At 73.9% G+C, this 1,726-nt stretch carries 1 protein-coding gene and 1 pseudogene; both read left to right on the plus strand.

The genetic code is table 11. The annotated features are described in order from the left end of the window. Positions 1-297: pseudogene (locus ACFU99_RS42765) on the plus strand (hypothetical protein); the annotation flags it as partial. A 112-nt stretch (positions 298-409) separates the two neighbouring features. After that, the coding region (locus tag ACFU99_RS42770; protein WP_384403948.1) for a GMC family oxidoreductase at positions 410-1,726 on the plus strand (1,317 nt) is incomplete at its 3' end.

Below are 1,726 nucleotides of genomic sequence, written 5' to 3' on the forward strand. Positions count from 1 at the left end.
GGTACGGAGAGGATGTCGCCGGCGATCTGGAGGTCGCTCTCGACCACGGCGGGGGCGGCGGTCTGCGGGGCGCTGGCCGAAGGCGGTGTCGCGGCCTACGCGAGCGCCCGCCGCCGGGCCGCGGCCCTCAACCGCCGCGCCGCGGGCCGTGCGCTGACGCACCTCACCTCGCCGTGGAGCCGCACCGCGCAGCGCGTGGCCGCCGCCTCGGCCCCGCACTCGCGCCGCGCGGGCCGTTGGCTGGACGCCGCTCCGTACGGTCCGCGCGACGCCGGAATTCCCGGCAGCAAGTACTGAGTCGGCACCGTCGGCACAGCGGCTCATAAGCAACCGTCAGCCTCACGGCCACCCTCCCTTTCCGCGGCGGTTCCCCTAGCATGTGCGCGCAGCGTCGAGGTGTCGGGAGCTGGTGGCCGTGGCGGATCCGGGGCGGGTCGAGCACGATTTCGTGATCGTGGGCGCGGGGTCGGCGGGCAGCGTGATCGCGCGGCGCCTGCTCGACCGGGGGCGTTCGGTGCACATCCTGGAGGCCGGGCCGGCCGACGACGACCCGGACGTGCACAGCCCGCAGGGGTGGCCCCGACTGATGGGCTCGACGGTGGACTGGTCGGTCATGACCGTCCCTCAACGATACGCGAACAAGCGGCGATTGACCTGGCCGCGGGGCAAAGTGCTGGGCGGCAGCGGTTCGTTGAACGGGATGATCTACATACGCGGGCACCGTAGCGACTACGACGCCTGGGCGTACGGCGGTTGCCCCGGCTGGGACTGGGACAGCGTACTGCCGTACTTCCTGCGCTCCGAGGACCATGCCGACGGGCCGAGCGCCTGGCACGGCGGGGGCGGCCCGCTCCCCGTCTCCCGGATCACCGAGCCCCATCCCGCCGCCGAGGCGTTCGTGGCGGCGGCGGTCGATCTCGGTCACGCGCCGACGGACGACTTCAACGGCGAGCGGATGACGGGGGCGGGCTTCAACCACGTCACGATCCGCGACGGCCGGCGGATGAGCGCCTGGCGGAGCTTCGTGGCTCCGGTCGCCGCGCATCCGTCGCTGAAGGTGACCACCGCCGCACGGGCGCACCGGGTACTGCTGGAGGGCGGCCGGGCCGTCGGCGTCGAGTACGCGGCGGGCGGCGCGCTTCACCGGGCGTACGGGGCGGCGGAGGTGATCCTGTGCGGCGGGGTGATCGGTTCGGCGCAGTTGCTGCTGCTGTCGGGCATCGGGCCCGCGGACCAGCTCCGGCGCGTAGGGGTCGAGCCGGTCGCGGATCTCCCCGGGGTCGGCGCGAACCTCCATGACCATCTGCTGGTCAGCAATGTCTACGAGGCGTCGCGGCCGCTGCCCGACGGGCGGGCGAACCTCCTGGAGAGCCAGCTGTTCGCCGCCACGGACGCGCGGCGGCCGGGCCCCGACCTTCAGCCGCTGTTCATGCAGCTGGTGTATCCGGCCGAGTCCTATCCGGTGCCCGAGCACGGCTACACCATCGCCCCCGGCATCGTGCGGCCGCTGTCCCGCGGCGCCCTGCGGCTGGCCTCGGCCGATCCGGAGGCCGCGCCGCTGGTGGACCCGAATGTGCTGGCGGAGCCGCACGATCTGGAGTCGCTGGTGGACGCGGTGGAGCTGGCGCGGGAGATCGGCCGCAGTTCGCGGTTCGACGACTGGCGCAAGGCGGAGGCGGCTCCGGGTCCGGACGCCCGTACCCGCGCCGACCTGCGCGCCTATGTG

This window comes from Streptomyces sp. NPDC057654 (assembly GCF_042800135.1).
Lineage (GTDB): Bacteria > Actinomycetota > Actinomycetes > Streptomycetales > Streptomycetaceae > Streptomyces.